25 protein-coding genes are annotated in these 26,973 nt (G+C 43.7%); 7 read left to right on the forward strand and 18 right to left on the reverse strand.

Annotation, left to right across the window (positions count from 1 at the left end; all coding sequences use genetic code 11):
- Positions 1 to 109 precede the first annotated feature (109 nt).
- Positions 110 to 520 carry an ExbD/TolR family protein gene (locus FM019_RS02405; RefSeq protein WP_143834313.1) on the forward strand — a complete coding sequence of 137 codons (411 nt, stop codon included), beginning with the start codon at positions 110 to 112 and terminating at the stop codon, positions 518 to 520.
- An 80-nt stretch (positions 521 to 600) separates the two neighbouring features.
- Here FM019_RS02405 and FM019_RS02410 read toward each other — a convergent pair whose 3' ends face one another.
- The 5 genes from FM019_RS02410 to FM019_RS02430 all read right to left on the reverse strand — a co-directional run bounded on the left by FM019_RS02410 (position 601) and on the right by FM019_RS02430 (position 4,027).
- Complete coding sequence (locus FM019_RS02410) at positions 601 to 978, reverse strand: hypothetical protein (RefSeq protein WP_143834314.1); 378 nt, start codon at positions 976 to 978, stop codon at positions 601 to 603.
- A gap of 134 nt (positions 979 to 1,112) precedes the next feature.
- On the reverse strand, positions 1,113 to 1,850 hold the full coding sequence (locus FM019_RS02415) for a tRNA1(Val) (adenine(37)-N6)-methyltransferase (RefSeq protein WP_260681532.1): 738 nt from the start codon (positions 1,848 to 1,850) through the stop codon (positions 1,113 to 1,115).
- Between the two features lie 5 nt (positions 1,851 to 1,855).
- On the reverse strand, positions 1,856 to 2,482 hold the full coding sequence (locus tag FM019_RS02420) for an NAD(P)H-binding protein (RefSeq protein ID WP_143834316.1): 627 nt from the start codon (positions 2,480 to 2,482) through the stop codon (positions 1,856 to 1,858).
- A 416-nt stretch (positions 2,483 to 2,898) separates the two neighbouring features.
- A complete protein-coding gene (locus FM019_RS02425) occupies positions 2,899 to 3,345 on the reverse strand; it encodes a DUF2383 domain-containing protein (RefSeq protein WP_143834317.1) in 447 nt (148 codons plus the stop codon).
- Positions 3,346 to 3,655: 310 nt separating this feature from the next.
- Positions 3,656 to 4,027 carry a PH domain-containing protein gene (locus FM019_RS02430; protein WP_143834318.1) on the reverse strand — a complete coding sequence of 124 codons (372 nt, stop codon included), beginning with the start codon at positions 4,025 to 4,027 and terminating at the stop codon, positions 3,656 to 3,658.
- A gap of 122 nt (positions 4,028 to 4,149) precedes the next feature.
- Here FM019_RS02430 and FM019_RS02435 point away from each other — a divergent pair, with 122 nt between their 5' ends.
- Both FM019_RS02435 and FM019_RS02440 read left to right on the forward strand, forming a co-directional pair.
- Positions 4,150 to 5,133: a serine/threonine dehydratase gene (locus FM019_RS02435; RefSeq protein ID WP_143834319.1), complete on the forward strand. Its 984-nt coding sequence runs from the start codon at positions 4,150 to 4,152 to the stop codon at positions 5,131 to 5,133.
- 64 nt (positions 5,134 to 5,197) lie between these two features.
- Positions 5,198 to 6,850 carry an amidohydrolase gene (locus FM019_RS02440; protein ID WP_143834320.1) on the forward strand — a complete coding sequence of 551 codons (1,653 nt, stop codon included), beginning with the start codon at positions 5,198 to 5,200 and terminating at the stop codon, positions 6,848 to 6,850.
- 60 nt (positions 6,851 to 6,910) lie between these two features.
- Here FM019_RS02440 and FM019_RS02445 read toward each other — a convergent pair whose 3' ends face one another.
- The 5 genes from FM019_RS02445 to FM019_RS02465 all read right to left on the reverse strand — a co-directional run bounded on the left by FM019_RS02445 (position 6,911) and on the right by FM019_RS02465 (position 12,134).
- Positions 6,911 to 7,765, reverse strand: a complete 855-nt coding sequence (locus FM019_RS02445; protein WP_143834321.1) for an ABC transporter ATP-binding protein — start codon at positions 7,763 to 7,765, stop codon at positions 6,911 to 6,913.
- Between the two features lie 32 nt (positions 7,766 to 7,797).
- Complete coding sequence (locus FM019_RS02450) at positions 7,798 to 8,790, reverse strand: ABC transporter permease (RefSeq protein ID WP_143834322.1); 993 nt, start codon at positions 8,788 to 8,790, stop codon at positions 7,798 to 7,800.
- A 69-nt stretch (positions 8,791 to 8,859) separates the two neighbouring features.
- The gene (locus tag FM019_RS02455; RefSeq protein WP_143834323.1) at positions 8,860 to 10,257 is read right to left on the reverse strand and encodes a CmpA/NrtA family ABC transporter substrate-binding protein; all 1,398 of its coding nucleotides are present in this window, start codon (positions 10,255 to 10,257) and stop codon (positions 8,860 to 8,862) included.
- Positions 10,258 to 10,812: 555 nt separating this feature from the next.
- Positions 10,813 to 11,301, reverse strand: a complete 489-nt coding sequence (locus FM019_RS02460) for a GNAT family N-acetyltransferase (RefSeq protein WP_143834324.1) — start codon at positions 11,299 to 11,301, stop codon at positions 10,813 to 10,815.
- A complete protein-coding gene (locus FM019_RS02465; protein ID WP_143834325.1) occupies positions 11,277 to 12,134 on the reverse strand; it encodes an MBL fold metallo-hydrolase in 858 nt (285 codons plus the stop codon). Before FM019_RS02465 ends, FM019_RS02460 begins: the two co-directional genes overlap by 25 nt.
- Positions 12,135 to 12,254: 120 nt before the next feature.
- On the opposite strand from FM019_RS02465, the gene FM019_RS02470 reads away from it, so the two are divergent.
- Positions 12,255 to 13,985: a Na+/H+ antiporter NhaC family protein gene (locus FM019_RS02470; RefSeq protein WP_143834326.1), complete on the forward strand. Its 1,731-nt coding sequence runs from the start codon at positions 12,255 to 12,257 to the stop codon at positions 13,983 to 13,985.
- A gap of 15 nt (positions 13,986 to 14,000) precedes the next feature.
- On the opposite strand, the gene FM019_RS02475 is transcribed toward FM019_RS02470, so the two are convergent.
- Together FM019_RS02475 and FM019_RS02480 are read right to left on the reverse strand one after the other, a co-directional pair.
- Positions 14,001 to 14,756, reverse strand: a complete 756-nt coding sequence (locus FM019_RS02475; protein ID WP_143834327.1) for a LytR/AlgR family response regulator transcription factor — start codon at positions 14,754 to 14,756, stop codon at positions 14,001 to 14,003.
- Positions 14,749 to 15,831: a sensor histidine kinase gene (locus FM019_RS02480; protein ID WP_143834328.1), complete on the reverse strand. Its 1,083-nt coding sequence runs from the start codon at positions 15,829 to 15,831 to the stop codon at positions 14,749 to 14,751. The genes FM019_RS02475 and FM019_RS02480 overlap by 8 nt, the downstream gene beginning before the upstream one ends.
- 441 nt (positions 15,832 to 16,272) lie before the next feature.
- Here FM019_RS02480 and FM019_RS02485 point away from each other — a divergent pair, with 441 nt between their 5' ends.
- Positions 16,273 to 19,230 carry a TonB-dependent receptor domain-containing protein gene (locus FM019_RS02485; protein ID WP_143834329.1) on the forward strand — a complete coding sequence of 986 codons (2,958 nt, stop codon included), beginning with the start codon at positions 16,273 to 16,275 and terminating at the stop codon, positions 19,228 to 19,230.
- Between the two features lie 86 nt (positions 19,231 to 19,316).
- A complete protein-coding gene (locus FM019_RS02490) occupies positions 19,317 to 19,742 on the forward strand; it encodes a BLUF domain-containing protein (RefSeq protein WP_143834330.1) in 426 nt (141 codons plus the stop codon).
- A 70-nt stretch (positions 19,743 to 19,812) separates the two neighbouring features.
- Here FM019_RS02490 and FM019_RS02495 read toward each other — a convergent pair whose 3' ends face one another.
- From FM019_RS02495 to FM019_RS02510, 4 genes are all read right to left on the reverse strand, one after another.
- Positions 19,813 to 20,025: a DUF1653 domain-containing protein gene (locus FM019_RS02495; protein WP_143834331.1), complete on the reverse strand. Its 213-nt coding sequence runs from the start codon at positions 20,023 to 20,025 to the stop codon at positions 19,813 to 19,815.
- Positions 20,022 to 21,251: an MFS transporter gene (locus FM019_RS02500; protein ID WP_143834332.1), complete on the reverse strand. Its 1,230-nt coding sequence runs from the start codon at positions 21,249 to 21,251 to the stop codon at positions 20,022 to 20,024. Before FM019_RS02500 ends, FM019_RS02495 begins: the two co-directional genes overlap by 4 nt.
- 119 nt (positions 21,252 to 21,370) lie before the next feature.
- Positions 21,371 to 22,435, reverse strand: a complete 1,065-nt coding sequence (gene dinB / locus FM019_RS02505) for a DNA polymerase IV (RefSeq protein ID WP_143834333.1) — start codon at positions 22,433 to 22,435, stop codon at positions 21,371 to 21,373.
- Positions 22,436 to 22,668: 233 nt separating this feature from the next.
- On the reverse strand, positions 22,669 to 24,783 hold the full coding sequence (locus FM019_RS02510) for a TonB-dependent receptor (protein WP_143834334.1): 2,115 nt from the start codon (positions 24,781 to 24,783) through the stop codon (positions 22,669 to 22,671).
- A gap of 280 nt (positions 24,784 to 25,063) precedes the next feature.
- Between FM019_RS02510 and FM019_RS02515 the strand changes: the two genes are divergently transcribed.
- Positions 25,064 to 25,618 (forward strand): hypothetical protein, encoded by a 555-nt coding sequence (locus FM019_RS02515; protein WP_143834335.1) that lies wholly within the window; start codon positions 25,064 to 25,066, stop codon positions 25,616 to 25,618.
- A 52-nt stretch (positions 25,619 to 25,670) separates the two neighbouring features.
- Here FM019_RS02515 and nqrM read toward each other — a convergent pair whose 3' ends face one another.
- Positions 25,671 to 25,904 (reverse strand): (Na+)-NQR maturation NqrM, encoded by a 234-nt coding sequence (gene nqrM / locus FM019_RS02520; RefSeq protein WP_143834336.1) that lies wholly within the window; start codon positions 25,902 to 25,904, stop codon positions 25,671 to 25,673.
- A 23-nt stretch (positions 25,905 to 25,927) separates the two neighbouring features.
- Positions 25,928 to 26,959: an FAD:protein FMN transferase gene (locus FM019_RS02525; protein ID WP_143834337.1), complete on the reverse strand. Its 1,032-nt coding sequence runs from the start codon at positions 26,957 to 26,959 to the stop codon at positions 25,928 to 25,930.
- Positions 26,960 to 26,973 lie beyond the last annotated feature (14 nt).

A 26,973-nucleotide genomic window follows, 5' to 3' on the forward strand; every position in this document is an offset into this window, starting at 1 on the left:
CGCAAAAAATGCGAATTTTGTTAACGAATTCAACATAACTCATTTACTCAGGCCCCAAAGTAATTCTATACTAGGGTAATTGACGATTAATCACTGTGGTTTACTATCTATGAGAAAAAAGAAACACGGCTCTGCTGACGACGAAGCGCAAATTGACATGACTCCCATGCTCGACATTGTATTCATCATGTTGATCTTCTTCATTGTGACGACGTCTTTCGTAAAAGAGCAAGGCTTAATGGCAAATCGTCCCAAAACACCCGATGCGCCGCCTCCACCAAGCAATGCAAAAACATTGGCCATACGTATTGACCAGAACGGTACTATCGTTATGGACAACCGTGAGGTGGATATTCGCCGTGTTGTTGCCAACATTCAGAGCTTCCTGGCTGAAAACAATACAGATTCAGCTGCGATTCAAGCACATCCCAAAACCAAGCACGGTGTTGTGGTTGAAGTGATGAACCAGGCAAAAGAAGCAGGGATAGACAAAGTTTCGATTCTGGTTAAAGACAGTTAACCACTGCTAACTTTCAGATACTGAAAAGCCCCTTTAAAGGGGCTTTTTTATTTCTGTAACCAGTAACTCGATAAGCTTATTCAAACAAAATCTTTAACGATCCGTTTCACTGACCTGTGATGGATAGGTATATGCACATCATCTGCAACGTGGTCAGCTGGGTAGCCGTATAATCCAAAACGATTGTCTTTGCTGTGAGAAATAATGACGAGATTCTCAGGGGGCTGGTCGATATTGCCGCGGAAGGGATCGATAACAGGCACTTCATATCTTCCCAAACGAACTATCCCAATGCGCCTACCGCTGCGATAAATGTAACGATCAAACACTGGTGACTTTAAAATGCAATACACAGCAAATTTAGGTAACTGCAATGGGATACCTTGCCAAACTAGCTGCACAACCTGTAATTCGTCCACTAAGTGGGTAATAGACTCAGGAAGTTCTATATCACTCATAAGTCACCTTATTTCTTCGTCTTCTGTTTAACTATAGCAACTAAACAGGATATCGGAGAATTTTCAGCAAATCAGCATTTCAGCAATGCAGGCTGACACAACGTTTCCGTACCCCAGTATAGCGTTGTGTATAGTCAAAAATTAAGATAATAATCAGCGCATAAATTGCGATACGCCTCAGTATATTGCCCATTTGCAGTCTGAATAACCAGAGTTTCCCTTTGAATCTCTTTGATCTGCTTGCCTAAGCATAAAAGCTGACGTTTGGCTGGTTTGTGCGCCACAGAATGTATAGTGGTCTGTTTGTGTATGAACAATTTCGCGGCGTCAACCAGGTCATAAGTATGCTGAAGATCAGCTGCCAAGACACAATAGAACAGACCATCGATGGTTAATAAACGATGCACATTGGCTAACAACTCTTCTAAAGTTAACGCGGTGTCATGTCTAGCCAATCGTCGTTGTGGTGTCATCGGATTTGCGTCGAATTCATGGTCTGAAGAAAACGACTTGTTTGAGCTGAAAAAAGGCGGGTTGCTTACAATCACATCAAACAGGCAATTACCCTTTAGTGCTTGCAATGCACAGTGTTGAAAATCGAGCTTTTCTGGCCAAGGACATTGTTTTCCATTTTCAATCGCCTGCTCAACGGCGTTACTTTCTATATCAATACCGAGGATTCGACTGCTACCTAAGGTTTTTTGCGCCATCATAATGGCCAATAAGCCACTACCAGTCCCAATATCTAACACACGTTTGTGAGCGCCTTTTGGCACCCAACTGCCCAACAAAATTCCATCGGTTCCGACTTTCATGGCACATCGACGATGCTCGATTGAGAATTGTTTGAAGCGGAATCCATCGAGCGACACTGGTTTCAAAAGCGCTGCATTCCAATCATTTGTTTGGCGACTCGCGCTGCTTCAATAGGACGATATTTTTCCAAGGGGCCGATCATCAAAGGCGCTACTAATCCCCCTAAAACAATGCCAAGTTTTTCCGTAGGACGACTTTCTTTTCTATCTCCTAAGAGTAACGAAGGTTGTATGGCTGAGGCGTCTAAATCGGGAATTTGCAAAATTGCATCTTCCAGCTGCCCTTTCACCTGCAAATAAAAGTTGCTCGAACGGGCATCTGCACCAACAGAAGAAACCCAAACAAAGCTTTTTGCTCCTTGTTGTTTGGCTAACAATGCCGCTTGATAAACCAGATCGAAGTCAATATGTCGAAAGGCTTTTTGGCTACCGGCTTTTTTAATCGTGGTACCCAAACAAACATAGATATGATCGGCAGCGAAAGCCTCTTCAGCGCCCACATAAGGCTGTTTGAAATCCTTGAACGGCAATACCTCCTCCACCAGTTTTTTCGAATGAGCCAACATAGGTAGGGCCTTTCTGGTTAAACAGGTCACTTTTTCATATCGGGGATCTTCGAGTAACAAGGGCAGAAGCTCACTACCAACCAGTCCTGTTGCGCCAAGCAGTAAAGCGGTTTTTTTTGTCATGATTGTCGCGATTTCCGTAATAATTTAAGCTAATTATACCGTAACTATTCCCGCAAACTTATACGATAAATCGCTTTGACTGGCTTTTATCAACCGATTGATATATTTCAAAAATATGTTTGACCTCGAAGTGGTCAACTGGATAAAGAGCCGCAGATTTAATGGCTTTAGGGCCAGCAGAATGACGAATAAGGTCATACTCTGATAATCCTATACTGAACCATCAGATATCACTTGAGTAGTGTGTGGTCTATCACACTCGCCAAAAGCAGAAGAAAAGGACGGCGCAAAAGATAAAGAATTTGTCGACAATCAGGGTGTGCAGGTTAATGAAGAGTATCTTTTGTGAAGACAAAAAAAGCGCCAGTGCAAAACTAACATTGGCGCTCCTTACAAAAAATATTGACTACGTGGTGCTATGACATTGTCTGCTGTAGAGATTTCATTTGACTATGAGTCTCATTAGCAGTGTTGAGTGTGTACATCAAGGCCATTTTACACTCTTCTGGTTGATCGACTTCGAGTGCTTCTCTGATTACATCGAGCGTCTTATCTTCAACTTCCTCCAACTGTTTGACATACGTCAGATCTGAGTCGGTAGAAATTAGAGCCAGGGCTTTGGTAAAATAGTTGCGCGCGTCGACGACAAAGTCAGAGTCCTTTTCATATTCACCGGATTCGGCAATTGCAAAAGGCTGGAGCTTTTCAACGGTCTGTTGTTTGGCCGAAACCACTCTACCGAACACCGTTTTGGCACCGTGAGAATCAACCTTTTCCATCGCATCTTGATAAAATTCTATACCACCGTTTAGTACTTTAACAATGTCTGTAATGCGTTCTACTTTTCTTACTTTGTTACTCATTACGATCTCCTTTAATGTATTGATTCAAAGTCTATACAGCAACTTGTAGGCCAGAAAAGTTTTGGCCACCACAATTCACTCAAAACCAATGTGAGATAAGGGGTGCAGAGCAAACGAGCATATTCAGAAAATGAGTACAATGAGATTTAGAAGCGGGTCGTTGTGTAAAAACGAAATGATTTATGCATATTTTTCACATTTCGCTAATTGAGTGCGAAGCGTTTTCATTCTTGGCGTACGATAAAGGTCGTGATAGACCCCGCCAGCGCGAGGTCAACAAACCAAACGGAGCAATCTCCTTTTGGGCATTCTAAAACATCGAATCTGCTAACGTCTTTTGAATCCCAACAACGACATCTTTATTTAACTCTTTTTCAATCGGCTCACTTTGTCCCGAGACCCAAATTTTTATTTCTGAGTCCATATCAAAACGGCCAGCACTTTCTATTTTAAATTGCGTGATCGCGCGATAAGGAATGGAATGGTATTCGACTTTTTTCCCAGTTAATCCCTGTTTGTCTATCAGCAAGAGTCTTTTGTTTGTAAATACATACATATCACGTATTTCTTTAAAAACCCGTTCGATCGACTCGTTGGCACCAATAATAGGGTCAAGCTCGTCTTGCACATCGCTGACATCGATTTCAGAGGCGTTGCCCAACATTTTGTCTAAAAATCCCATGAATATTCCTTCTTTGTGTTTGAATTGAGATCGTGTTTGTTAAGAATAGGATAGACAGACAAGATATCCAACAGCTAAAAAATATGATTCACTAAGACCAACTATTCTTAAGACACGGCACTATGGTTAAGTTCTCTGATATTGTTTCTGCAAAAAAGCGCATTGCTTCAATGATCCATCAAACACCGATCTTCGAGTCTAGCTTGCTCAATGAATGGTTGGGGAGTCGGGTACTCTTCAAAGCCGAATGTTTGCAGCGCACCGGGGCGTTTAAGGTGAGAGGCGCGTTAAACACGGTGTCTAAATTAGCTGAACATAAGAGTTTGCCTAAACAAATAGTCGCTAACAGCTCTGGCAACCATGCCCAGGCAGTTGCTTATGCGGCAAACTTATATCAAGTACCTGCCAAAATCTTCAGCACCAAGAATGTGTCCGCTGTCAAAGCCGCCGCTACACGACATTATGGTGCAAAGCTGGCACTATTTGACACCAGAGTGGAAGCAGATGAAGCCGTGGCACGAGCAGCAGAAGAACCCGACACAGTTTGGATCCCGCCATTTAACCACCCAGATATCATAGCGGGTCAAGGCACTTTGATGCTCGATACCGTTGATCAAACCGGCGACGTGGACGCCGTTTTTACCCCTTGTGGAGGAGGTGGTCTGTTGTCTGGCACTTTGATTGCGACGCGGGAAATTTGCCCAAAAGCAAAAGTTATCGGTGCAGAGCCTTTGGCCGCCAATGATGCAGCTGAATCCCTGCGACAAGGAAAGATTGTTCCTCTTTCCGGCCCTCCTGTCACACTAGCCGATGGCGCGGCGACCCCTTCTGTAGGTGAACATACATTTCCTATTTTACAGCAGGTGGATGGATTTTATGAGGTGGATGAAATCCGTATTGCCTATTGGACACAATGGCTACATCACTTGCTCAAATTGCATATGGAGCCCACATGCGCAATGACCATGGAGGCTGTGTTTCAGTGGCTGAAAACTGTGTCCAGAGGCCAGAAGGTCGTGGTGTTATTGTCAGGCGGTAATATTGACCAACACAAGATGAGCCAAATTTGGGCTAAAGACTACCTAACAGAGTTGCCCCGTTTATAGTTGCATTTTGAAGCTATTTGGTTCAGTTTTAGTGGCAGGATAAAACAACAACAACGAGAACGTTATGACACCCTTGGTTAAGTTGCTACAGGCGGGGATATTGGCCTGTTTTAGTGTTACCTGTTTGGCGAAACCTACTATTATCAGTAATGCAAAGGGCTATACGCTCACTAATTCAGGCGCTTTGATTCAGTTTAGCCATATTGCCTTCGACAATGGCAAGATACTCGATATCGGTGATCAATCTCTCATCAATCAATTTCCAAATAGTCGAATCATCGATGCCAATCAAAAAACACTGATTCCAGGATTAATAGATGCTCATGGACATTTGTTAGGTCTTGGCGCAACCCTTCTTCAGGTAGATGTTCGGGAAGACAAATCGGCCATTGAAACGGCAAAGCATGTTAGCGATTATGCTAAACAAAACCCGCAGTTAGCCTGGGTTACGGGCCGTGGTTGGAATCAAGTGTTATGGCCGGGTAAAGCCTTCCCAACAGCACAACAAATTGACGAATACATCAACGAAACCCCTGTGTGGCTAGAACGGGTTGACGGGCACGCAGGTTGGGCGAATAGTAAAGCCTTAGAAATTGCCAACATCACCAAAGACACCATTGATCCTCCTGGCGGAAAAATCCTTCGCGACGAGCAAGGTAATCCAACGGGGGTACTCATCGATACCGCTATGTATATGCTTGAAAAACATTTACCTAAAGCTGACAAAGTTTTCTATCAGGCAAGTTTGGATGCCGCGACCGAGCACTTGTTATCCTTGGGTATCACTAGCATGCATGACGCTGGGATTAGCCAATCTGTTTACGATTTTTATCAACAAAAAGCCTCAGCCAATGAATTGAAGGTGCGCATATATGCAATGTTGGCGGCTACAGACCCTCAATTGTCCAGCATGCTGGAAAAAGGCTATGTTACCGACCCAAGTGATTTTTTGTCCATTCGAAGCGTAAAAGTCTACGGTGATGGGGCGTTGGGGAGCAGAGGAGCGGCATTGTTCGAGGGCTACGCTGATGCACCGGGAAATAAAGGTCTACTGGTCACTCAAGAGTCGCAACTCAAGTCGTTATTTGAGTTGATTTTGGGTCATAAATTTCAATTAAATTATCATGCTATTGGTGATCGCGCTAACCGCCTTGCTCTTGACCAGTTTGCACAAACGTTCAAATCTATTGGCGGTAAAAACCTACGCAACCGTGTCGAACATGCCCAAGTCATTAGTCTGGACGATATTCCTCGTTTTAAGCAATTGAGCATTATCCCTGCGATGCAACCCACCCATGCCACTAGCGACATGAACATGGCCGAGGATCGAGTAGGCAAAGAACGATTACGGGGGGCCTATGCTTGGCGACGTTTTGTTGAACAGGGCACACCGATTGCGCTGGGATCAGATTTTCCCGTTGAATTAGCCAACCCATTTTATGGCATTCATGCGGCCGTGACCCGACAAGATCGCAATAATATGCCACAGAATGGCTGGATTCCCAGTCAAGCATTGACTATCGTCGAAACAATTAAAGGGTTTACCATTGATGCGGCATATGCAGCTCATCAGGAAGATGTTTTAGGTGGATTAACGCCAGGAAAATGGGCGGACTTTATCATTGTGGATCAGGACATTTTCAACGTTTCCCCTCAAGACCTGTGGAAAACGCAAGTACTTGAAACCTGGGTCGCTGGCGAGCCTGTATTTAAGTAGTTCATCAAATAGCCTGGCATAGCTAGGCTATTTTGTATGTCTCCTGTTGCTATTATCGTTTTATGCAGCATCGCTATTCGGTGACGCTTTTCCAGCTACTTTCCTATTTTTGTGTGCACTAACCGGCTCGACTTTACGTTGTTTTTCATACAAGAAACTGAGCACTTCATGACGGTAATGGTTGTATTGATTATCGTCTGCCAGTTCAATACGATTTCTCGGACGGTTTAGCTCTACCTCTAGGATTTCACCAATCGTAGCCGACGGGCCATTGGTCATCATCACAATTCGGTCAGACAATAAAACCGCTTCGTCCACATCGTGAGTGATCATGATCACGGTATTACCCAGCTCAGAATGAATTTCCATCAACGAATCTTGCAAATGAGCACGGGTTAGCGCATCAAGTGCGCCAAAGGGTTCATCCATTAATAGTACTTTAGGCTCCATAGACAAAGCGCGGGCTATTCCTACGCGTTGTTTCATTCCACCGGAAATCTCAGACGGTAATTTGTCTTTAGCATGGGTCATATGTACAAGGGCGAGATTGTGCTCAACCCAGTCTTTTATTTCCTTTTTGTTTCTGCCATTTCGAGTTTGTTTAACAGCTAATTCAACGTTTTTGTAAACACTCAGCCAAGGCAATAAGGAATGATTTTGAAACACCACTGCACGCTCTGGTCCAGGCTCATTGACCTCGGCACCATCGAGTATCACGCCGCCTGTGGTTGCTTGATGCAAACCCGCAACAATATTAAGAACTGTTGATTTACCGCATCCGGAATGCCCGATAAGTGAGATAAACTCGCCTTCACTAATTTTGAGATTGACGTCAGTTAATGCATTAAACGGTCCTTTGGGAGTAGGAAAATCGATACCAACTTGGGTCAACTCTAGGTGATGTTTGCGTGACATAATGTGCACTCCTTAAGAAATAATTGATCGCCCTAGCGAGTGACCGCGTTTTTGTCCCAGCTAACCTGCTTTTGCAAAAGCAACATCAGGCGATCTAAAACAAAACCTATTAAGCCGATAGTCAATACCGCTACCATTATCCGAGCCAATGACTCTGAGCTACCGTTTTGGAATTCATCCCAAACAAATTTCCCTAATCCGGGATTTTGCGCCAGCATTTCTGCTGCGATCAACACCATCCAGCCGATACCAAGAGACAGCCGTAGACCCGTAAAAATCATCGGGATCGAAGATGGCAAAACAATTTTGATAATGTGTGTAACAGCATTGAGTCGCAGCACACGACTAACGTTTACCAAATCTTTGTCAATGGAAGATACACCTACCGCAGTATTGATAAGTGTTGGCCACAAACAGCACAAGGAAACAGTAAAGGCTGAGGTAACAAATGACTTGGAAAACATTGGATCGTCGCTGACATAGGCCGCACTGACTACCATTGTCACCAGGGGCAACCAAGCTAATGGTGAAACAGGTTTAAAAAGTTGAATTAATGGATTGATAGCCGCATAAGCCGATTTACTTAACCCACAAATAATTCCAACAGGAACGGCTATCACCGATGCAATGAGAAAACCCACCATTACCGTGTATAAACTAGTCCAGATCTGTTCGAAGAATGTAGGCGCGCCAGTAAACCCGCGTATTTTGGGAACATAGGTAGGATCTTTTGCTACCCGTGCGGCGTTTCGCTCTTCCTGGCGTTGATAAAAGGCTTCTGCTTTTTGTTGCTGGGCGTAATGTTCATCAACCAAAGTGATTGCCTGTTCCCACACTTGAGTTGGACCAGGAAACTGTCCTAAAGAAGTGTCGATGTTTTTTGCTACCATGCTCCAGATCGACAAGAACAGCATAAAACCCAGAATCGGTAGTACTAGGCTTGCGGCAATATTACCTACGACCGTTTTTTCAACGTTGTTTTTAACATTGTTAAAAACGGTAGGAATTGTGGTTGATTTAAACATAAACTTTTCCATTTAGTGTATATGACGCAAGAACATTTGCAGAACCCGCGTCATACGGCCTTTGTCGCGCTAAATTTTGGTATCGCCTTTGAGACCAATCTTCAATTTTTCTAAATAGGCATTGGGCTTCGTGCCGTCATAGGTAACATTGTCGATAAACTCAGTTTGCGGCGGTTTAAAGCCCGATTCTGTAGCAAAATCCGGGAAATCTGCTGCATTGGCTTTACCCTCTGCAATCAATGATTTAGCCGCAAGCGCATATATATCTGGACGATAAACATTTTTCGCAGTCTGCATAAACCATTCGTCAGATTTTGCTTCAGAGATTTGTCCCCAACGACGCATTTGAGTTAGATACCAAATTGCATCACTGTAATACGGATAGGTTGCGTTGTAGCGGAAGAACACGTTGAAATCTGGGACAGAACGTTTGTCACCTTTTTCGTACTCAAAAGTACCTGTCATACTGTTGGCGATAACTTCTTCATCTGCGCCAACATATTGAGATTTGGCCAGAATTTTCACCGCCTCAGCACGGTTAGCATTGTTGTTCGCATCTAACCACATCGCCGCGCGGATCATTGCTTTCACCACTCGAATATGGGTATTGGGGTTTTTCTTCGCCCACTCACTGCTAACACCAAACACTTTTTCAGGATTGTTTTTCCATATTTCGTAGTCGGTTATTACTGGTACACCAATTCCTTTAAATACGGCTTGTTGATTCCAGGGTTCACCTACGCAATACCCGTAAATGGTGCCAGCTTCCATGGTCGCTGGCATTTGCGGTGGAGGTGTTACAGACAGCAGCGCGTCTGCTTGCAGTTGACCACTGGTATCGCCTTTGTGTGGCGCGTAATAGCCCGGGTGAATGCCGCCCGCGGCCAACCAATAACGCAATTCATAATTGTGGGTCGAAACAGGAAACACCATGCCCATGTTGAACGGCTTGCCTTCGCTACGATATTTTTCAACCACAGGTTTTAATGCATCCGCTTTTATGGGATGAACAGGCTTTCCATTTTCATGAGGAATATTCGCTTTCATCTGTTCCCAGATTTCATTTGATACGGTAATGCCATTGCCGTTTAGGTCCATGCTGAACGCAGTGATGATGTGCGCTTGGGTACCAAACCCAATGGTGGCGCCAAGGGGTTGGCCGGCGAGCATGTGAGCACCATCCAACTGACCATCAATAACGCGGTCAAGTAGCACTTTCCAGTTTGCTTGCGCTTCCAACGTAACGTACAAGCCTTCGTCTTCGAAGTAACCTTTTTCATAGGCTACTGCCAGCGGTGCCATATCTGTTAGTTTGATAAATCCAAACTTTAACTCTTCTTTTTCTGGCCACCCTAGCTCTTGTGCCTGGGCGTTTATAGTGGTGATTGTGAGTGTCGCTGCCATAGCAACTTTTCCGCTTAAAAGTCGGACTGTTTTGATAAGCTTGTTTAAGCCACCCTGTCTCATGATTTATGCTCCTCGTTGCCAAAAAAAAACCCGTACAAACCACAGGACACGAAGGTTTGTACGGGCTACTTTGCCTTTGGGCAACAGATACCGGAGTGTCTGTTACCGTTTTTTAACTTTTAATATTGTTATTATTATAAGTGTTACACATGATAACTTTCTATCGTTGATGCGTAATCGGTGATGATTTTGCATCTTTGGTGCCAACTTTATTATTTAATAAATTCATACACTTAACATTTAATTTACATGGTAATTCTCGACTAAATAGACCACCTTGGTGCGCTTTGCACAAGCTTGGGGCGAAGGATTGAAGTGAATTGAAAAAGGAGTGCTAAATTGGCTAATACTGATCAGCTAAATCGGTTCTGGAGCGTAACCAATGCAGTGAGGGAAATAATAAATTTTTTACTTCACGCCGTAAACCCGTCCATGGGGGCTCGGCTTCGGCATCCATGCCTTAGACGGAAGTAAAAAACATAAAATTTCCCTTTTTCAACCCAACGAATTTCTTAACTGATTGGCATAAGTTTTAAATTGGCAGCGTTTTAGACTTCAGTGGCGATAAAGCATGTAATCGCAGTTCGCTAACATACCATTCATGGGTTCTGGATAGGCAGCCACCTCAAAACCTAATGATTGATATAGCATTTTAGCGGCCAAATTGTCACGCATGACAAAAAGCGAACATTCACGTTGACCAAATTCTTTGCGGCCTTGCACGATTAGTCTTTGCATGAGATCACGGCCGAAACCTTTACCTCGATGTAAAGGAGACACGGCTATACGACCAAAATGGATACGTTCGAGACGCAAATAATACTGACCAAAGCCTAAAATGGAAAAACAGCTATCAGTTAATTTAAAGGAGGGGATATGGTTGATACGTGTCACGTCAACCAATTCTTCTGAGGTCATAGGGAATTCCATACCAGGCCCTCCCCAATCTGTAATCGATTTAAGCGAGTCAAACCAACGATAGATTGTTGCTAAATCTAACTCGCTCGCATTGACTAATTCTATCGATAAAGGGTTTTGATCCATCGTTCTTCATTAATAAACTGCCAAGACCAGGATTGCCATTCTTCGCCTAACCCTGCCTCAACGATATCTTCGACAGGCATACCATTAATTTTTAACTCTTTGACCTGTGCAGAAGTCGCTTTGATCATATCCACAAATCGCTGTAGGTCCGCTTTATTTGCAAGAGTACCATGACCAGGAATGACTTTGGTCTCATCGTCTATCATCGCTATTAGCGTTTCAACTGCGGCAATATACCCTGCCACTGAGCCCCCAGCGTCAATATCAATATACGGGAACCAGTCTTTAAAGAACAAGTCTCCAGTATGCAGCACATTCACGTCACTAAAAAACACCGCGCTATCACCATCAGTGTGTGCGTTAGCTAGGTGCATCACTTTCATGGTTTCACCATTAAAGTGGAAAGTTACACCCTGCTCATAGGTCACAACAGGTAATTCTGCATGTTTGTGATCATCTTTGGCTGCCAAGCGAACTCGTACATTGTCGTGAGCAAACACAGTCGCGTCACGCACTTCACGCATGTAAGCATTACTACCTGTGTGATCGCCGTGATAGTGGGTATTAATAACGTAACGTAATTTTCCTTTTAGAATTTCGTCCAAAGCTGCGGAGATTTTTTCTGCCAGAGGTTCAAATTGATCATCGATGATCAATAGTCCTTCCTCGCCGGCAGAAACACCAATATTTCCACCTGCACCTGTCATCATGTATACAGAGCCGCCTAAGTGCTCAGACTTCATTTCAACATTTGCAAAGCGGTCTTGAGCAAATAAATTAGATGTAAATAAGCCACATGAAACGACGATGGCAGCAATCGTACTTTTACGCATTTTCCTATCCTATTATTTTTAGGGGTAATGCTAAGTACCCCAATATTGAGATTTACAGATTATAAAGAGCCGCATCTGTGATAGTTTATTTCAACAATAACAATATAGAGTGTTTGCGCAATGATTAAAATGCAAAATTTGTTGACCATTTTGTGCATTATTTTTGGTTTGGGTGGCGCATTATATGTAAATTATTCCGTACCCGAAACCTGGGTAGAGTCGCAACTTCAGTATCAAACCTTCATCAATGATCAGGGAGAACTGGTTTACGTTAGCCGGGGGCAGGAGCAAATTGTGCCTGAACAGACGCCTTATGAACTATCTCCTTTAAATCAAAAAAACTTGGACAACAGCGCGGCAGCACCAAAAATCAAACAACAATGGGTGCACTTCACAGGAACAGATTCCGGTCCGATACTGCTTAAAGCTGATTTCCACTATGGGGTCTGGTCGTTGTTACCCGCTTTTATTGCCATTGCATTGTGTTTGATTACCCGCGAACCTTTACTGGCACTGTTCAGTGGCATCGTAGTTGGCGCCTTTATGCTTGGTAAATTTGATATCAGCTCCGATGTGCTCATTCCAAACATGGCCACCGCTGATGCTGCATCAATACTTATTCTTTATCTTTGGTTACTAGGCGGGCTCATGGGTATTTGGGCAAAAACCGGTGCCGCACAAGCATTTGCCCAAATGATGAGCACACATTTTGTCAAAGGCCCGAGATCCGCCAAATTAATCACTTGGATGCTAGGTGTGTTGTTTTTTCAAGGCGGGACAATGAGCACGGTGTTAGTGGGCACAACCGTGAAGCCCATGGCTGATAAGGCCAATGTTAGTCATGAAGAGTTGAGTTACGTGGTTGACTCAACCGCCTCTCCTATCGCCTCAGTAATTGCTTTTAATGCCTGGCCAGCGTACGTTCAGGCTTTTTTGTTTGTGCCAGGAGTGGCATTTCTCGCCACTGAAGCGGATCGCTTAGCATTTTTCTTTTCCAGTATTCCTTTTAGTTTTTACGGTATTTTTGCGGTCATAGGCACCCTGCTTTTGAGCTTAGAAATCACACGATTTTCTGGTGGACCGATGAAAAAAGCCATAAACCGCGCTAGGTTGACCGGACAGCTGGATGCACCTGATGCATCGCCAATCAGTGCAAAAGAAATGCATGAAGTTACCGTACCCAAGCACTACTCATCCCATTGGTTAGAGTTTGTCTTACCGCTTATCGCGCTAATTGTTATTGCCGTGATCACCTTCGTTACCAGCGGGTCACCACAAATTCATTGGGCCTTTGGTGGTGCTTTGTTGTTAGCAATCACCATTGCATTGGGCAAAGGTATGCAAGTAAGAGACATGCTCGAAGGTTTAGGGACAGGTTGGAAAGGTGTGGTTGTTGCGTCGGTGATCCTCATGCTGGCAATTACTATTGGTGCGATTAGCAAACAATTGGGTGGCGGTATTTATTTAGTTGAGCTTTTAGGCGCTCAATTACCATTTTGGGCAATGCCAGTCATTTTGCAATTGATGACCATGGTCATTGCGTTTTCAACGGGAACAAGCTGGGGTACTTATGCTATAGCCTTCCCGTTAGCAATGCCTTTAGTTTGGGTAATCGCACAAAATGAAATGCTTGCGAACCCTGAGGTTTTCATGATGATTTGTTTTGCCGCAGTGTTAAATGGCAGCGTTTTTGGTGATCAGTGTTCACCAATTTCAGATACCACCATCCTCAGTTCAATGACCACGGGTTGTGACCTCATGGACCATGTTAAAACACAGATAGTACCCGCCAGCTACGCAGCGTCGTTGGCCGGGATACTTTGGACACTATGCGCAATACTGTTGAGCTGAGCGCACCCATTTGGATCAGCTCGTTAGTTCATCCAATTTGGCACGGTTGCGCCTTGAAAGCGTAAGCGTTTCTCCGCTTTGCAGCACAACAGTGTAATCGCCTTTATCATTAGGTCGTAATTCGCTTATTGAACTGCGCCGCACAATGGAAGAGCGGTGGATCCTGACAAAGTGATGAGGGTCGAGTTGCTCCTCTAACGCTGACAGAGTTTCTCGATGCAATACCTGTTTACCGTCAATAAGGTGAATTTCAGCATAATTCCCTGCGCCTGTGATGAAATTGATTTGTTCAACATCAATCAACCTAATTCGACCAGGATCACGGATCACCAATCGTTCACGATAACTTTTTGGTTGATCACCCATCATCTTCTGAATGATATCGCCTAACTTGGAATAATCATCGTGCTGTTTGTCGTTTATTTTTTCCCTGACTTTAGAAATGGCTTTAGCGAATCGCTCATCGTCAAAGGGTTTAAGAATGTAATCAATGGCATTTAATTCAAATGCTTCAACGGCATGTTCATTGTAAGCGGTAGCAAAGATAATAATGCACTCTTTAGGAATGTGCTTTGCAACTTGAATACCTGAGATTCCAGGCATTTCAATATCTAAAAAAATCACATCAGGTTTGTATTCCGTTGCCATCGTGAGCGCCTGATTACCGTCTTCAGCTTCACGAATTTCGCCAATATCGTCCTGTTCGCGCAACAACAATTTGATGGTTTCGCGAGCCAAATGCTCATCATCAGCGATCAAAACTTTAAGCATCCTTTTCTCCTATTGGTATTGCTAACAGGGTTTCAAATAGATCATCTTGCAAAGGGTGTAGCTCTAGCCTGAAATGTCCATAAATACGGCTTAAGCGTTCCCGCGTATTGGTCAAACCAATTCCAAAGCCACTGTGCTGGTCATTTTTCGCGATCTTGTTAGTCAATACAACTTTTAGTTCATCCTTGTCACGGGTGATTTTTAAATTAAGTAGATTTTTATTCGATTCCAGTTGCGAGCCGTGCTGAACGGCATTTTCTACCAAAGGGTGCAATAACATATTTGGAATGGCCAATTCTAAACATTCAGGCTGAACAAATATGGTGGTATCTAGTTTATCTGCAAAACGCATTTTCTGAATAGCCAAATAACTGTTTATAAAAGCAATTTCATCCCTAATTTTGATGTCGTTATGATTTTTATTTTCAAGAATCTTGCGTAACATTAAGCTTAATTCAGACAACGCCGAAACCGCATCTTTTTCACGTTTTAGCCTGACAAGGCTTGCGATGGTATTTAGTGCATTGAATAAAAAATGCGGATTCAGCTGTGAACGAAGGGTTTTGAGTTGTTCCTGGGTCAGTGCATGATGCATGCGTTTAAGTTCAATGCCTTCTTGAATTGCATTATGATAGAAACGAATTCCCATTCCACTAGCCAGTACACCCAAGTAGATGAAAATATCCAATTGTGAGCTTGTGGTTAACGTTCTAAGGACTGCGGAACCATATTCATCTAAGCTATTTCCACTGAGTAGCAAGCGAATAAAAGTAGCTATAAACCAGTAGGATAGCAACAATACGACCATCCAGAAAAGATGACTTAACACTTTGTTTGTCAATGGTTTTTCAGGTCGATCATTATGTTTTACTACAGCAAATATTGCCCCTGTAATAGGGATCCAGTTCAAAAACCAAGGGCTTAATAGCACCCAGGTCCAAATCCAACTCAACTCCTTAGGCGTTCCTAATGCAGCACCATGCTGAATATGCGTAAAAAAGGCGTGCACAGCCAACCAAAAGAAAATGTTGGCAAACCAGAAATAGCGATTTAAAAACTCGCTGTGTAGTCCCATTACGATTTTAATGTGTCCTAATGTGTTGTCGTTTTTTTAACATATCGGTGTTTTACAGAATAATCCACTGTTTAACCTTGCCATTTAAATAATCGCATTTCATCCCTGCATTTCCCCGTTCAACCCAGGATTTAAAGGTGTCATTTATTTACCGCATTTAACCTGAAAATGAATAATATTAATATTTTTCAGTTAGTTAGCATTATTCTGAGTAACCCTGTGCATCATACCACTGTAATTTTGATAATTAACCCGCAAAAAGTTCCCCCGATTGGCCCCCATTTTTCAGCCGTTGGTCACACAGACGAGGCAACTGGTGTATAGCGTCTAGAGCAATCTCTGAAATGGCCTTAGCTTAGGCTCAGGCAAGTGTATTGCCGAATAATAAAATCACATTGAAGCGGAGTGCGAGGTTCTGCACACCGCACAGGGGAGAAAATAATGTTTACTAACTCCAAACTGTCATTTGCAATTCGTTGCGCACTTTGTGCAAGTGCTTTGACAGCAACAAGTGTTACTCATGTTGTTGCACAAGAGGCAGCTGCCGACAATGAGGTCGAAAAGATTTCAGTGACTGGTAGCCGTATTCGTGCGCCAGGTGTCGAATCTTCAAGTCCAATCTTTTCGTTAGACGCTGAAGAGATCGCCTATCTAAAACAACCAGAATTTGAAAAAATCGTACGTTCTTTGCCTTCAACGATCCCGGCAGATGGTGGCAACGTGAATAATGGTACAGCTGGTGCTGCAACCATCGATTTAAGAGGTTTGGGCGCACAGCGTAACTTAGTGCTCCTCAATGGCAAACGCATGGTGCCATTTAACTTCAATGGTCAGGTGGATACGGCGAACATACCAACCGCACTCATTGACCGAATTGATGTAGTGACAGGTGGTGCGTCTGCAGTATATGGTTCAGACGCAATCTCTGGTGCAGTGAACGTCATCTTGAAGAATAACTTCCAAGGTGTTGCACTGGATTTCAATCACCAGGAGAGCAGCGAAAGTGACGGCGACCAAGACAATATCGCCTTAACCATTGGTGCAAACTTTGACGAAGATCGCGGTAATGCTGTCGTTTCCGTCAGTTGGATGGAACGAGATCCTGTGCTTTTAGGCGATAGAGCCTTAGGTTTATTTGGTATCGATTCCAACTCAGGTTCAGGTTATCAAGAGTTTTTAAACGGTGATGTCGCCACACCCCCACCAGCAGGTTGCGGTGGCCCGAATGTTGTAGACATTTCAGGTAGTGGATCAACAACAGCTATCCCCACTCGTTTTGAGTTGATTGGTACCGGCGTTAGCGGTCAGTTCCGCGAAGATAGAACACTTGGTGAAAACTGTAGTCGTTTTAACTTCAACCCTTTTAACTATTATCAAACACCGTCGATTCGCTACGGCGCGACCGCATTGGCTAACTATGAAGTGAATGATCATCTGGAGTTTTATACTTCGTTCAATTTCACTAATACTACTGTAGAGCAACAAGTGGCGCCTTCTGGTACCTTTGGTAACAGTTTTACGCTCCCTCTTTACAACCCATTGATTGGTGACCAAGCACTAAACTTCATTATTGACGGCGCAAATGCTGCTGTTGCTGATGGAACATTGTTAGACGGCGGAAGTTGGTCGGATGCCAATGGCAATGGTGTAGTTGATACAGAAGATTCATTGACCGTTCGCCTACGCAGACGGACACTGGAATTAGGCCCAAGAACAGAGCGATATGATTCTGAGCTTTGGCAAATCAACGCAGGTATCCGTGGCCAATTATATGAAGATTGGGACTATGATTTCTCTTATCAATACGGCGAAGCAAACCGTACAACAGTGAGAGACGGCTACACCAACGTTGGCAATATCAACAACGCACTCGATACCCGTGATGGAGTGACTTGTGCTGCAGGTGGTACCTGTGTGCCGATTGATTTGTTTGGTGGTTTTGGCACCATTACTGAAGCAGCGGCGGCTTATTCAAGAGCGATTGCTTTGCAGCAACAAAAATACGAACAAGAAATTATTTCCTTGTTTGTAACGGGTCCAGTTGATTTTATTGAACTACCCACTGCTGATATGCCTCTGTCTATGAGCTTCGGTTATGAACATCGTACAGAGACTGGTTTGCTTGAACCGGACGAATGTTTGAAAGAAACTCCTGCTTCATGTCAAGGTGGTGCTGGGGGCAACTTGCTACCTATCAGAGGTGGCTTCAAAGTCGACGAGTTCTATTTCGAAGGTATTCTACCGGTACTTGAGGGCATGTCATTTGCTCAGTCAATGGACATCGAATTTGGTTTCCGGTCTTCAGACTATGACACTATCGGTACAGCGGATTCTTGGAAAATCGGTTTTAACTGGCGTCCTGTAGATGAGTTACTGTTCCGTGTCATGCAACAGCGAGCTAACCGTGCTCCTAACGTTGGTGAAATCGCTTCGCCAGTTACGTCTGGGCTGGATAATGCGGTTATCGATCCGTGTTCAGTTGCTAACGCAGCAAACATCGATGCAGCCCTGACTGCACTGTGTGTGTCAACAGGTATGACGGAAGCTCAGGTAGGCGTTATTCCTGATATTATTTCAGGTCAAATCAACGTCTTTAACGGTAGCGATCCTAATAACCCTCCAGGTCCTGAAGAAGCAGATACAACAACTGCAGGATTTGTCTGGACGCCGGATTTCCAATGGTCAAATGACTTTACTTTGTCAGTGGATTATTACGATATTGATATCTCAGACATCATCGGCAACTTCTCTGCTCAAGAGATTTTGGATTCCTGTTATATCAATGGTGATGCCAATGAGTGTGCCAAAATTGGCCGTGTCGGTGGGGACCTGACAGGTTCTGCTGCAGGGGTTAATCAATTCACTACTAACCTGAAGTTCTTGCGAGCTGAAGGGGTGGAAATTGGCTTTAACTTCAATCTTGATATTGGAGATATGGGTAACCTAGCGTTCTCTGGTAATATCAACAAATACCTAACTCAGGAGTCACAAAGCTCAGATACCGTGCCGGTACTTGACTGTAAAGGTTTCTATGGAACCAGCTGTGACCCGCTATCTGACTTACGTTGGATCCAGCGCACAACCTGGACATATGAAGACTTTACCGTTTCATTACTATGGAGACATATCGACTCGGTCGATGTTGAACCAGGCGAGAGAGATTTACGCTTCGAAGCATTTAGACAAATTGATGCCTATGATTACTTTGATCTATTTGCTAGTTATGCAGTGAATGACTACACAACCATTACCGTAGGTATTGATAACTTACTTGACGAAGATCCACCAGTACTGGGTAATGATATTGGCGATACCAGTTCAAACTCTGGTAACACTTTCCCAAGTAACTATGATCCGCTGGGTCGATTCTACAAAGTCGGTTTGAACTTTAAGTTCTAAATCACCGATGGGAATAAAAAACAAACGGGGCTTCGGCCCCGTTTTTTACTTTTGTCTTTTAGAATTTTGACGACTACATTTACACAATGGTCCAGTTAATCTACACCAGCGTTGCAACTAAACATATGGACACAGAGCAGCTCTTCGATATGCTGATTCAGTGCCGCCTCAATAATCGGCGAAAAAATCTGACGGGGATTCTGTTGTATTGCAATAAACGATTTATTCAAGTGCTAGAAGGCCCAGAAGAAAATGTCGAAGCACTGTACGAAAAAATTCTACGAGATCCACTCCACAAACATTGTCGAGTTTTGTGTAAAAACACTGTAGCAGAACGCGCTTTTAAAGAATGGGAAATGGGCTTTAAACGACTTTCAAGCTTAGACTTTGGTGCCTTTCGAGGATATTCAAAGTTTTTTGAACAAGAGGATGCAAGTCTCAATGAAACTGAATTCCATGACAAAGTGTTGGCTTATCTCACTCAGTTCAAAGATGTGAATGTGACTAGTTAAATAACCCCAATCGTGGATAAGCAACGCTCATAGGCGCCGTGATCACTTATCCCAGATTAAATAAAAAATTTTAGTCCTCACTTACCAACGCAAATCTAGGCACTTGGTTACCTTCAACTTCGACCATTTCAGTGAACATTTCAACAGGCCTCACCCACAAGCCTTGTTCCCCGTACATAGGTTGATAAACGACTAGTTTCGATTCATCTTCTGAGTGTGTTGCCACACCAATCACGCGGTAATGGTTACCCTTGTAGTGACGGTATAGTCCTTGTTTGATCATTTCTCCCCACCGACTTCAACTGCAATTTGACTCGCAAGTCTAACCCGGTAAGCCTGCCACGCCAACAGCAATATATGACTGCAAATGATGATGAAACTTGTCACCATTAATCCTTGCCACCCCAGAGCAAATAGCAAGGCACCCGCGCCCAACGCAGCCATTCCTTGAGCGCTAAACACAGCGAATTCATTGATACTTTGCACCCTAAATTTTTGTGCTGTGTTGTGTGTTTGCGGCAACAAAACGGTCCCACCTAAGAACAAGAAATTCCAGCCGATACCCAGCAGGATAAGCGCAACCCAGTAGTTAGCCAGATGATTTCCAGAACTGGCGACGGCAATGGTAATTAAATAAATAAGCAATCCACCCGCGATCACTTTGTTGACTCCTAATTTGGCAATGAGCCAACCACTCACTAGAGAAGGCAAGTACATTGCAAGAATATGACTTTGGATCACCCATTTAGCGTGCTCAAGGGAATGTTGTTCCGTGACATGCATATGCATATGCATATGCATATGCATATGCACAGGTGTTGCAGTCATAATAAAACTCATCAAGGCATAACCCACCACTGACGCAGAAACAGCAATGATAAAAGTGGGTTTTACTAGCACGTCAGCAATATCCGCTTTATGGTGACTTACCTTATCATTTCTAATATGCGTTTCGGTCATTATTGCAAACAGCCCAACACAACCAAGGCATAGAATCGCCATAAGTACAAAAGAGCCTGCAAATTGTGTTTCAAGCAGGTTGTTTCCCTGTGTCACCAATTCAGGCCCCAAAACAGCGGCAACCAAACCTCCTAACATCACTGTAGATGCCGCTTTAGGTGCGCGTTCTAAATCGACAGATTCCATCGCGGCGAAACGGATTTGCTGGAATCCAGAAATGGCAATTCCCAAAACAAATGATGCAAATAAAAACAACTCAAACTGCTCTATCACAACGCTCATTGCGCCTAGCAATGACGACAGACAGGCCAACATAGCGACCCCGACAAAAATAGGCTTTCTGCCATACTTACCCATTGCCCGTGTAACAGGTACAACACCGATAGCCGTGCCGACAATCATGAGGGCGACAGGCAAGGTGGACAACTTAGGTGAAGGGGCCATTTGCGCACCTATCAACCCTCCTACCATAACCATCATTGCCCCTGCACTCATGGCCAATGACAAAACAAGGGTGAGGAGCCAAACGTTTCTGGGCAGGGCTAACATACTAAATATTCATTCTTGAAAGTGACAGAGAACCGTGCGCTTACTGTAGCACACAAGTAGAAATTCTTAGGGGCATTTTAATCCTTTTCCAATGAGTAACTGGTCGTAACAATACACATCTATTGAGTCGAATCGAAAGGTAAAGCTAACTGCTGAAACTTGGTTTTGGAGGGCAAACCCACGTGCAGACCAACTAAGCGGATCCCTCTTTGTGCTTTTCGGCTGTAAGCTTCTTCGAGTAATTCAACAAAGTAATCTTTGGTTAACTCTGCACAACGATGTTCGACGGTGGTTTGCTGGAAATCACTGAATTTGAGTTTCACCCCCTGACTTTGAATCCTCATGTTCCCTCGCGCTGATTGCAAACGTTCCTCTAACTTTGGATAAAGTGTCTCCATGACCTCCAAGCACGCTTCTTTGCTGTCGATATCCTCAGAAAGGGTTCGTTCAACCCCCACAGATTTACGTTCTCTGGATAAACTCAAATCTCTATCATCGATAGCGTGGCTGCGGTTCCAAATGACAGGGCCAAACTTTCCAAAACGCTTAACCAGTTGCTCCAATGGGTAGGCACGCACATCTTCACAGGTATAGAGGCCCAGGTTGTGCAACTTTTGCACCGTTACTTTCCCTACTCCTGGGATCTTGCCTAAAGGTAGAGCTTTAACAAATTCATCCAATTTGTCAGGAGTGATCACGCAGATGCCATTGGGCTTATTTTCATCACTGGCTATTTTAGCGACGAACTTGCAGGGTGCGACTCCGGCAGAAGCGGTTAAGCCGGTTTCTTCAACGATAGATTTACGGATATCTTGGGCAATAAGCGTCGCACTGCCACTGAAAAGCGTGCAATCAGACACATCCAAATAGGCTTCATCCAACGACAGGGGCTCGATTTTATCAGTATAACGAGAGAAGATTTCGCGAATTTGCCGAGACACTTCCACGTATAAGCTCATTCGACCTGGCACCATGACCAAATCAGGGCATAGTTTTAAAGCATGTGCAGTCGCCATTGCTGAGCGTACACCAAACTTCCTGGCGGGGTAATTGCAGGTTGAAATAACACCCCTACGGTCTTTGCTACCGCCAATTGCAATGGGCAGGTTGCGCAAATGGGGGTTGTCGCGCATTTCAACTGCGGCGTAAAAACAATCCATATCAATATGAATAATTTTGCGCAAAACCGAGCCTCTAATACCAATTACACCTTACAATAACTGGTATTATATACAGTAGCATCCATATTGCATCGTTTAAATTTTAAATATCCGGGTAGTGTTGTTCCGGCGCTATAAAAATTAAGTAAATTGAAGCGCGAAATAGTGAGGTTGAAGGCAGGTTTTAGTGCGGCGTATTTTATTGTGAATCGGTTGGCCGCTAATCGGCCAACCTGATTTATGCTGTACAACCGTGTTTAGAACGAACCAACTACTGACAGCATTGCGTTAATTGGCTCACCTACAGTAACTTGATGAGTAGAATGTGAATTTGGGAAATACAGCTCGTCCGTCAAGTTTTCAATATTTAACTGCAAGCGCAAATCTTCCGAAACGTCATAATATGCTGAAGCATCTACTCGCGTGTAGCTAGGAAGCGTTGCAGAATTGCTGTTATTGACAAAACTGTCGTCTTGATAGGTCACGCCTAAGCCCACACCAAAAACATTGTTAATCTCATAAGCGGTCCATATAGAGAATGTCGTCTCAGGTAATTCCCGGGGCGTGAAACCTGTCGGTCCACTGCGATCAACAATCTCACCATCAAGATTGCTGTAATTGGCAGAGATTGTCCATGCATCGGTCAGATGACCACGAATTTGCAATTCATAACCTGAGATTTCAGAATCAATCACATCCAAAGTGGACGGATCATTGTCAGCAACTTGAGGCGAGCTTTGCTCATTTTCAAAAATTGCTGCGGTGAAGCTTAACCCTTCAGCGAAATCCCATTTAAGTCCGATTTCCTGATTGGTAAAGGTGTTTGGATCAAGTTGATCGTCACTGCCGTTAATATCAGTGTATTGCTCACCGCTCCTTGGTAAAAATGATTCACTATAGCTGATATACAAAGAGATATTTTCTTGTGGTTTATAAACTAAACCCGCTCTAGGAGACACTTCTTCATCTTCACGAGTGCGCGTTTCTAATACATCGGGGTCGGCATTAAATACTTCGATATCAAAGCTGTCAAAACGTGCGCCAATGATAAGGTCGAGTTTTTCTGAAATCTCAATCTCGTCCTGGATGTAGAACGAAAATACATCCAACTCAACGCGAGTATCATCGTTCAAATCGGAGAAGCTAGTAGTAATCGTCTCACCATTTGCATTCACACCGGCAAATCCATTGAAATTCAATGGGCGAGTCGCAACGAAGGTTTCTCTGTCATCCATGGTTGAGTCAAAAACCGGATTAAAGCGATTTTGATCAGAGCTGGTTTGAATGAATTCTGCGCCGGTAATTATCGTGTGCCCAATACTACCTGTTCGATATTCTCCTACTAAGTTACCCGTCAATGTAAGACTGTCACGCACAGTGGTGTCAATGTAACCGTCTAACTCAACAATGTTCGAGCTTTGATCATAATCACTTGCATAAAAGTTGGCATAAACTTTATCAAAGTCGCCATAATTTGCAGTAAAATTGCCTTTCAAGTTTCCGGTAAATTGATGCTCAATAGTCGCTCTAAAGACATGGGCTTCAACTTCATGATAATTGTTCTCTGGATCCGCAAACACCGTATCTTCAAACACTTCGACCGGGCGCCCATCGTCGCCGGTTGGAATGCCTCGGTCAATAAAACGCTCGTGATCAATGTACTCATAGGAAAGGTCAACGATAGTGTCATCACTCAATTCAATACGAGCTGTAGGATTGAACCCAATGCGATCACCGTCATAGAAATCACGATGATTGTCCAATGACTCAACCATAGCATTGATACGAATGGCTGAACGATCACCTGTTGAGAAGTTAGTATCGATTTGACCACTGAATCCACCAAAGGTGTTTAGCGATGCTTGGTAATTTGAAACAGATTGGTCAAGTTGAGCTTTTTTGGTCACACGGTTTAATACTCCACCCGTTCCACCGCGACCAAATAGCAACGCGTTCGGTCCGCGCAAAATTTCAACCTGTTCAATGTTATACAAAGCGCGATAATATTGAACATCATCACGATTTCCGTCGATAAAAAAGTCTGCAGTTGAGCGCACACCGCGAAAAACCACAGAGTCTCGGTGCCCTTCGCCTTGAGATGTATTCACTCCTGGTGTGTAGTCAATAATGTCACTAATGCTATTGATACCGCGAGCGGTAATTTCTGCAGCGGTGAGAATGGACAAACTCTGCGGCACATCAATAATAGGTGTAGGTGATTTAATCGAGTTTGATTCATTGCTCGAAAGGTATTGACCTTCAACGACAACTTTTTCTATTCCTGCGAAGCTTTCAAGACTTTCAAGACTTTCAGCCACCGCTGGATTACTCAAGATTAATGCTGTCGCAATACTCGTTAGTTTAAATTTCAATTTTTTCGTTCCCAGATAAAAAATGTGTTCTTTTCGATTCAGATATTCGTGAGAAAAAGTCGACTTTTCTGCTTTTGTGAAGTGCTGAACTACCAATACGCAAATCTTAATACGAATAATTCTTATTTGCGAGTGTTTTTTCACTTAGTCTTTTGGTTTTTATTGCTAAACGCAATAAATCAGTTATTCATCATACTTATAAGCAGACTTGTCGTGTTTGAGTGAAGTCATGACCATCGCGTGCTTTACTGGGTTTAATGTCCTAAACGCAAAACATCATATGAAAAATCAATTTATTGCTTTTATTGTCGTGTTTACTGCACTTACTTTGCATGCTCACGCCACGCCAAATCCTGAGGCGCCCAAACAACTGCACCACTGGTCACCTTTGATTGGAAAGTGGCGTACGACAGAGGAAGGTCTAAAGCCCGACGGTTCGGCATGGCAACCTTCCAAAAGCGCTCAATGGAATTTTTATTGGGCAATGGATGGCTGGGCAGTTAGAGATGAGTATTTTTCACCGCCACTAGATGACGTTCAAGCCGATCCATTGAAGCGTCAAATCGGCACTAACTTGCGGATCTTCAACGCTGGTAAAAATGAATGGATCATGGCTTGGCTTACAAAAGATGGGAAACGTGTTGATGTCTACCAGGCGAATTCCGACGGCAACACCATTGTTATGCGCACCCCTCCATTGACCGAAGGAGGAAAACACAGACGCATCACGTTTTTTGACATCAAAAAAGACAGCTTCGAGTGGAAGCTAGAATTTTCCAATGACGGGCAAAGCAATTGGTTGGAAGTTTATCGCATTCATGGAAAACGCGAATAGTTTTATATGAAACCCTATCATACGTCTGCATAGGGTCAGTGATACATGGTTTTCAAATAATCTGATTTTGTTTCCATTCGGCTAGTTTCTTTTCGCGTTGGGCTTCACGCTCCATACGTGCTTTTTTGCGGTCGCAAGGTTCAGGGCAATCACAGGCCTTTTCAATACCTAATGCACCAAGACCACCACAACTACCCGAAATGGTTTTTTGTTGAACAATGTAGCCCACAGCCATCGCAGAAACGACAACAATGAAAAAACCAAATGCTAAAACGAAAGTACTCACTATAAATTCCTAACTCTATTTTATTACCGCGACCGAGCCGCTTCGATATATTGTTCAAACTTGCCCGTAGTATACGTGTTAAATTCGCCATTTTCCCGTGTGATCAACATGACATCCAAATTATTTTCCGATGCAATGCGTAATGCATCATCTTTCCCCATCACATTCAGCGCCGTTGCGAGCCCGTCTGCTGTCATGGAAGACGGATGAACAACTGTTACGGCCACCAGATTGTGTTGGATCGGAAAACCGGTTCGAGGATCGATTAGATGTGAATATCTGACCCCGTTTTCCTCAAAATAATTTCGATAGTCACCCGACGAGGCAACCGCGTTATCGCCCACAGCAATCACATTTTGCACATCACGCTCGGTAGTGAGCGGTTTTTCTATGGCAATGCGCCAGCCAATATCGTTAGCGCTCACGCCTTTAACGCGCATCTCTCCGCCAATTTCTACCAAGTAATTTTGATGTCCATAAGCGCTTAAAAGTTCCGCAACCGCGTCCACTGCATATCCTTTAGCGATAGTAGACAGGTCCACATACAAGTCTGGATGACTTTTTGTAATTTGATTTTGCGAAACGTTAAGTTTGTCTAAGCCTACTTTTTGTCGAATGCTTGCAATAGTTTGTTCATCGGGAATCACCTCTGGACGAGCCTGAGGACCAAACCCCCATAGATTCACTAGAGGCCCAACGGTTACGTCCAAAACACCTTCACTTAGTTGACCAAGGCGAATCGCTTCATTTAAAACGACAATGGTTTGCTCAGACAACACAAAGGGTTCTGCACTGCGCCACTGATTGAATCTAGATAATTCTGACGAGGTGTCATAGGTTGACATCAGACTATTAATCTCAGCTAACATGTTATCAACAGCCTCTTGGGTTTCTGCGGCTTCAGGGCCGACGTCGCTGCGTACCTTAATGTTGTAAACCGTTCCCATTGTTGGGCCGCTAAAATGGATATAGTCGACGGTATTGGCTTTATTCCATAACAACAGAGCAAGCATCAAAAGTGTTAATGGAATAAGGATTATTCTTGGGTTTATCATGGAAAGTAAATTAC

The organism is Aliiglaciecola sp. M165 (assembly GCF_007197995.1).
GTDB lineage: Bacteria > Pseudomonadota > Gammaproteobacteria > Enterobacterales > Alteromonadaceae > Aliiglaciecola.